We start from the raw sequence: 5328 nt of genomic DNA, 5'->3' as shown, positions 1-5328 counted from the left end.
TCCCGGCATCGGTCGCGAGCGGCGTGCCGGGCGCGAACACGCCGACTCCGGTGCGCGAGAAGCGCGTATCGGCGCCCGCGACCGCCGCGCCGTCGAGGCTCACCGCCACCCGGCCGGCGTCGCGCCGCAGGTCGAGATCGGCGTCCGGGACGCGCCAGGTCGCGCCGAGCTGGCGATCCTCGACGACCAGCACGGCATCACGGATGCGCAGGCGCTGGAGCGCGCCGATCCAGCCGCCGTGCTCGGCCGGGCGGCCGAGTGCGGCGAGGGCTGCCGCGGCGAGCCGCGTCTCGTCCTGGGCGGGATCGCCCGGCGCCTCCTCGGCGCCGAGATCGATCGCGACGCTGCCGTCCCCGGCGCGCCTGAGCGTGAGGCTGAGCCCGCGCAGCTCGATCGCGCGCGGCATGATCCGCCCGAGCAGCAGCGCGCGCAGGCCGAGACTGACCGAGCCCTCGGGGATCTCGGCGAGCACCGTGCCGTCGGGGGCGAGGGCGCGGACCGCCCGCAGGCGGAGGTCGAGCGGCCGGTCCACCGCCTCGTCGAAGCCCTCCCAGACCAGCGCCGCCTCGCCGATCGCGAGCCGGCCGACGAGGCCGGTCTCGGCGGCGTGCCGCTCGATCAGGCGCGCGAGCGGATCGAGCACGAGCGGACCCTGCGCCAGGCGCCAGACGAGCAGCCCCGCGCCGAGCACGCCGATCACGACGAGCGCCATCACGGGCACGGCGAGACGGCGCAGCCACCGGCCGGAGGCGCGGATCATCCGCGCTCGTCCCGATTGACGCCCGTGCCGGGCAGGTGCTCGGCTGGGGGGCGATGAGCGGCAGCGCCACCACCCTTCCCCCGCCCCACGACCGCGCCGCCGCCGAACGGGGGCTCGCGCAGTGGGAGGAGGAGACCGGAGCGCCGGCGGGGTCGGCCGAACGGCCGCTGCTCGCGGCGATCTTCGGCAACAGCCCCTATCTCGCGGGCCTCGCGCTGCGCGAGCCGGAGACGCTGATGCGGCTGCTCGCGGAAGGGCCGGATGCCGCCTTCGGCGCGGCGCTGGACCTCGTCGTGGCGCCGGATCCGGCGGCGAGCCGGGCCCAGCTCGGCGAGATCCTGCGCACTGCCAAGCGCCGCGCCGCGCTCGCGGTCGCGGCGGCCGACATCGCCGGGCTCTGGCCGCTCGAACGCGTCACCGGCGCGCTCTCCGCCTTCGCCGACGCGGCGCTGCAGGCGGCGGTCGCACAGCTCCTGCGCGAGGCCGAGGCGCGCGGCGAGATGCGGCTGCGCAGCGGCGACGATCCGGCGCGCGGCAGCGGGCTGATCGTGCTGGGGATGGGCAAGCTCGGCGCGCGCGAGCTGAACTACTCGTCGGATATCGACCTCGTGGTCCTGTTCGAGCCGGAGGCGGGAGCCTATCACGGCGACAACCCGCTCGCGTTCTTCGTCAGGATCGCACGCGATCTTGTCCGGCTGATGGAGGAGCGGACGCCGGGCGGCTACGTGTTCCGCACCGATCTGCGCCTGCGCCCGGACCCGGCGGCGACACCGCTCGCGGTCTCGGTGGAGGCCGCCCTCACCTACTACGGCGCGCTCGGGCAGAACTGGGAGCGCGCGGCGATGATCAAGGCCCGGCCCGTGGCGGGGGACCGCGCGGCCGGGGCGGCCTTCCTGGCCGAACTCCGCCCCTTCGTCTGGCGCAAGAACCTCGACTTCGCCGCGATCCGCGACGTCCATTCGATCAAGCGCCAGATCCAGGCGCATCGCGGCGGCGCGACGATCGCGGTGGCGGGCCACAACCTGAAGCTCGGGCGCGGGGGGATCCGCGAGATCGAGTTCTTCGCCCAGGTCCAGCAGCTCATCTGGGGCGGGCGCGACCCGGGGCTGCGCGAGCCGGCGACGCTCAAGGCGCTCGCCGCGCTGACGCGGGCGGGGCTGGTGCAGGAGCGGACGCGCGCGGAGCTCGCCGAGGCGTACCGGTTCCTGCGCCGGATCGAGCACCGGCTGCAGATGATCGACGACCGGCAGACCCATACCGTGCCCGCCGAGGCGGAGGGGTTGGCGCGCCTCGCCGCCTTCGCCGGCTTCGACTCGGTGGCGGCGTTCGCGGCCGAGCTCACGCACCATCTCGGGCGCGTGGAGCGCCACTACGCGGCCCTGTTCGAGGAGGCGCCCGAGCTCGGCGGCCCGGGCAGCCTCGTGTTCACGGGGGTGGAGGACGATCCCGACACGCTCGCCACCCTGCGCCGGATGGGCTTCGCCAATCCCTCGGGCGTGGCGGCGACCGTGCGCGGCTGGCACCATGGCCGGCCGCGCGCGACGCGCAGCGCGCGGGCGCGCGAGATCCTGACCGAGCTGATGCCGGCGCTGCTCGCGGCCTTCGCCCGGCAGAAGGAGCCCGACCAGGCCTTCGCCCGCTTCGATGCCTTCCTGACGCATCTGCCGGCGGGCGTGCCGCTGTTCAGCCTGTTCCAGCGCAACCCGGCGCTGCTGGACCGGGTGGCGGCGATCTGCGGTGCGGCGCCGCTGCTCGCCGACTATCTCGCGCGCCATCCGCCGGTGCTCGACGGGCTGCTGGACGGAGCGAGACCGGACCGTTCCGTCGCCCGGCCGCTCGGCCGGCTGCTCGCCGAGGCGCGCCATCTCGAGGAGGCGATGGACGTGGTGCGCCGGGTGGTGCACGAACGCGCCTTCCTGATCGGGGTGGCCACCCTCGAGGGCACGCTGGATGCGGACCGGGCGGGGCTGGCGCGGGCGCGGCTTGCCGATGCCGCGCTCAAGGCGCTGCTGCCGCGCGTGGCGCGCGACTTCGCCTCGCGCCACGGCCGCATCGCCGGCGGCGGCATGGCGGTGGTGGCGCTCGGCAAGCTCGGCGGGCGCGAGATGATGGCCGCCTCCGACCTCGACCTGATCATGCTCTACGAGCATGCGCCGGGTGCGGAGACCGCGCGCGGGGGTAGCGGGCGCCGCCTCACGCCGCCCGAGTATTTCGGGCGGCTCGCGCAGCAATTCGTCGCCGCGATCACGGCGCCGACGGGCGAGGGCAAGCTCTACGACGTCGACATGCGGCTGCGCCCCTCCGGCAACAAGGGCCCGATCGCGGTGCAGCTCGCCGGCTTCGCGCGCTACCAGGCCGAGGAGGCCTGGACCTGGGAGCACATGGCGCTGACGCGCGCGCGGGTGATCGCCGGCCCGCCGGCGCTCCGGCGCCGCGCGGCGGAGGCGATCCGCGCGGCGCTTGCGCGCCCGCGCGACGCGGCCAAGGTGCGCGAGGATGCCGGCTCGTTGCGTGCACGCATCGCGAAGGAGATCCCGCCCTTCTCGCCCTGGGACGTGAAGTACCGGCCCGGCGGGCTGCTCGAGGCCGAGTTCGTCTGCCAGGTGCTGCAGCTCATCCACGCCGCGCGAACGCCGTCGGTGCTGGCCGGTTCCACCACGGCGAGCCTGCGCGCGCTCGCCGCCGCCGGTGCGCTCGAGGCGGCGGAGGCGGCGCGGCTCGAGCGTGCGGCGCGGCTGTTCCGCGCGGTGCAGGGCGTGCTGCGGCTGACCGTCGGCAAGCCGCGCAGCGCCGAGGACATCCCCGCCCCGGTGGCGGAGGCGCTCTGCCGCGCGGCCCGTGCGGCGGGCCTTCGCGATGCGGTTGACCTGCACGCGCTCGGCGCCCAGATGCAGGCCGCGGCGCGCGAGGTGCGCGCGGCGTTCAACACGCATGTCGCCGATCTCGGTCCCGTCGATGCGGGCCCGGATGCATGAGGGAATGCAACGATGCCGACTGCCAAGAAGCCTCCGGCCAAATCCGCACCCGCCCGCGCGACGAGGGCCGCGACCAGGACGGCGGGCGCGCGCGCGGCCGAGCCCGCCGCCCCCAAGGCGGCACGCACCAAGGCGGTCGCGCCGGCGGCGAAGGCCGCCGCGGTCGCGGGCGTGAAGGAGGGCGATCCCGCCCCCGCGTTCTCCCTCCCTGCCACGGGCGGGCGGACCGTCAGCCTCGCGGCGATGAAGGGCAAGCCCTTCGTGCTGTACTTCTATCCCAAGGCCGACACGCCCGGCTGCACCACCGAGGCCTGCGACTTCAACGAGGCGCTCACGCAGTTCCGCGGGCTCGGGATCGACGTGATCGGGGTCAGCCCCGACAAGGTGCCCGCGCTCGAGGCGTTCGCCGGGAAGTACGGTCTGACCTTCCCGCTCGCCTCCGACCCCGATAAGGCCACCGCGCAGGCCTATGGCGCGTGGGGCGAGAAGGTGTTCATGGGGCGGAGGTCGATCGGGTTGATCCGCAGCACCTTCCTGATCGATCGGGACGCGAAGGTCGCCAAGGTCTGGAAGAACGTGAAGGTGGCCGGGCACGCGGCGGCGGTGCTTGAGGCGGCGAAGGCCCTCTAGCGCGGATCCCGGTCAGGGGGGGACCCGCCTGACCGGGTGAGGATGCGCACCGGGAAACCGCGGAGCCGGGCGCCCGCCCGGCTGCGAACCCGATCGCCGGAGGATCGCCGGAGAGGGAGTGCGGGGGGACGACGGTCGTCCCCCCACTGTCTGTCCGCCTCGTCAGAACGGCAGCTTCAGCCCGGGCGGCAACTGCAGCCCGCTCGTCACCTTCGCCATCTCCTCCGCGACCAGCGCCTCCGCCTTGCCCTTCGCGTCGGCGATCGCCGCGACCACGAGATCCTCCAGCACCTCGACCTCGTCCGGATCGACCAGCGTGCGGTCGATCTTGACGCGCCTCACTTCGGCCTTGCCGGACATGGTCACGCGCACCATGCCGCCGCCGGCGCTGCCCTCGACCTCGAGCGTGCCGAGCCGCGCCTGCATCTCCTCCATGCGGCTCTGCATCGCCTGGGCCTGCTTCATCATCTGGCCGAGATTCTTCATGCATCATCCTCGCGGTCGGTGATGTCGTCGTAGACCACGTCGGCCTCGGGACCGCCAGTCTCCGGGGCATCCCAGCGGCGGATTTCGCCGATCACCGCGCCGGGAAACGCCTCCAGCACGGCGCGCACGAGCGGGTGCGCCTCGACCTCGCGGCGGAGGCGGCGCGCCTCGTCGCGGTCCTGTTCGGCGAGCGTGGGTGCGCCCGGTTCGGCCGAGAGCGCGACCGTCCAGCGCCGCCCGGTCGCCCCGGAGAGCAGGGCGGCGACGCGCGCGGCGAGATCGCGCGGCGCGTCGGGTTCGGGGCGGAACTCGAGCACGCCCTCCTCGAGCCGCACGAGGTGCATGTACTCCGCGATCTCGGCGGCCAGCCGCGCCTCGCGCTCGGCACCGGCGAGCGCGACCAGGTCGCGCAGCCCGGCGATCGCGACGCCGTGCCGCGGCGCCGGGGCAGGGACGGCGGCAGGCGCGGCCCCGGCG

The 5328-nt window shown here is 75.1% G+C and carries 3 protein-coding genes and 2 pseudogenes; 2 read left to right on the top strand and 3 right to left on the bottom strand.

What is annotated here, in order from left to right; translation table 11 throughout:
• Positions 1–760 (bottom strand): annotated as a pseudogene (locus FK498_RS17190) (hypothetical protein); the annotation flags it as partial.
• Positions 761–813: 53 nt separating this feature from the next.
• Here FK498_RS17190 and FK498_RS17185 point away from each other — a divergent pair.
• Positions 814–3735 (top strand): bifunctional [glutamine synthetase] adenylyltransferase/[glutamine synthetase]-adenylyl-L-tyrosine phosphorylase, encoded by a 2922-nt coding sequence (locus FK498_RS17185; protein WP_141856716.1) that lies wholly within the window; start codon positions 814–816, stop codon positions 3733–3735.
• Positions 3736–3906: 171 nt separating this feature from the next.
• Positions 3907–4365 carry a thioredoxin-dependent thiol peroxidase gene (bcp, locus tag FK498_RS17180; protein ID WP_237560995.1) on the top strand — a complete coding sequence of 153 codons (459 nt, stop codon included), beginning with the start codon at positions 3907–3909 and terminating at the stop codon, positions 4363–4365.
• A 162-nt stretch (positions 4366–4527) separates the two neighbouring features.
• On the opposite strand, the gene FK498_RS17175 is transcribed toward bcp, so the two are convergent.
• Together FK498_RS17175 and FK498_RS17170 are read right to left on the bottom strand one after the other, a co-directional pair.
• The gene (locus FK498_RS17175) at positions 4528–4851 is read right to left on the bottom strand and encodes a YbaB/EbfC family nucleoid-associated protein (protein WP_141856712.1); all 324 of its coding nucleotides are present in this window, start codon (positions 4849–4851) and stop codon (positions 4528–4530) included.
• A pseudogene (locus FK498_RS17170) lies at positions 4848–5328 on the bottom strand (DNA polymerase III subunit gamma/tau); the annotation flags it as partial. The gene FK498_RS17175 and the pseudogene FK498_RS17170, both read right to left, overlap by 4 nt.

Origin of the sequence: Elioraea sp. Yellowstone, from assembly GCF_006704265.1 — a bacterium.
Classification (GTDB): domain Bacteria; phylum Pseudomonadota; class Alphaproteobacteria; order Acetobacterales; family Acetobacteraceae; genus Elioraea.
This window is presented reverse-complemented; position numbering and strand designations above follow the sequence as displayed.

Coding starts and splice junctions, on each gene's coding strand:
- FK498_RS17185 (WP_141856716.1), top strand. CDS start 814: ATGAGCGGCAGCGCCACCACCCTTCCCCCGCCCCACGACCGCGCCGCC.
- FK498_RS17175 (WP_141856712.1), bottom strand. CDS start 4,851: ATGAAGAATCTCGGCCAGATGATGAAGCAGGCCCAGGCGATGCAGAGC.